At 33.4% G+C, this 1,041-nt stretch carries 1 protein-coding gene; it reads right to left on the reverse strand.

Going from position 1 to position 1,041, the window contains the following annotated elements; genetic code table 11:
- Positions 1-235: 235 nt before the first annotated feature.
- On the reverse strand, positions 236-640 hold the full coding sequence (locus DDV96_RS15755; protein ID WP_116695737.1) for a hypothetical protein: 405 nt from the start codon (positions 638-640) through the stop codon (positions 236-238).
- Between the last annotated feature and the right edge of the window lie 401 nt (positions 641-1,041).

Consider the following 1,041-nt stretch of genomic DNA (forward strand, 5'->3'; position numbering starts at 1 on the left):
CTGTAAAGGGTAAGCTGTTCCCGGTCTTGTCCTTGTTGGTATTCCATTCCTAAAGATAAGGCAAATTAAAATTATATCCTTGGAAAAAGGCTGCAATAATGGCATGGTTTTGAGACAGTCTGACGGTTTTGTGTAAGCGTCAGTAACGGGAAAATGCGCGAGTATTTTCCGCTGACGCACCTAATTTAGCTAAACGAGTTGAATTTCCGATTAGGAAATTCAGCCGTTATTGCGCTTACACGTTGTTGTGTGCTGGCTTTTTATTCCACAATATTTTTATTTTCGGACTTATGATTAACAAAATCAAATAGTCCATTATTAAACTTACAATTAAATATATCCATTGATAATTTAAGTCAATTTTGTCTCCGAGATTTCCGTTGATAGATTCTCCAATTAACCAAGTTGGCACAATTCCTTTTGCGTAGTAAAGCATAAAATAATTCCACGAAAAACTTTGAAGTCCAGCAATTTTTGAAGCCGGTTCTGGTAAACTCAAGTAGAGAACAAGAAAAAAGGCGATTTCGATTCCTAAAAGTAAAGTCAGTGACTTTTTGGTTTGATTAAGTCCAATGAAATTTTTACTCGGATTTTTGAATCCAAATATTATCCACGGAATTAACAATAGAATTGAAATCATATTTTTTCAGTCTTTTTTATATTCCGTTTACTGAAAATGAGCAGTAAGAAAAATAAAATTCCACAACCATAAGTCAATACCAATAAAATATCGTGTTGCAAGCATAAATCAGTTCCAGTAACTTGTGATATACATTCTCCGAAGTCAGTTTCATATTTAATACTTACAGATGTGTTTAAAGTCATATAGTAAAATAATGGAACTCCAATTAATGTTAAAATCAATAAAATTATGTAAATCGGTTTTCTCAATTATTCTCGGTTTTCAGCTTGCACACAACGGCAGTCTGTCTCAAAACTACCAATTAATTCTCTTAAAAACAGTATTTTTCGGATTTTGGTGAAATCCATCGGTGTGCCGGCATTTTTTGAAAGTTGCTTTTACGTGCCCCCAAACAGTTT

The organism is Marixanthomonas spongiae (assembly GCF_003095375.1).
Taxonomy (GTDB): domain Bacteria; phylum Bacteroidota; class Bacteroidia; order Flavobacteriales; family Flavobacteriaceae; genus Marixanthomonas; species Marixanthomonas spongiae.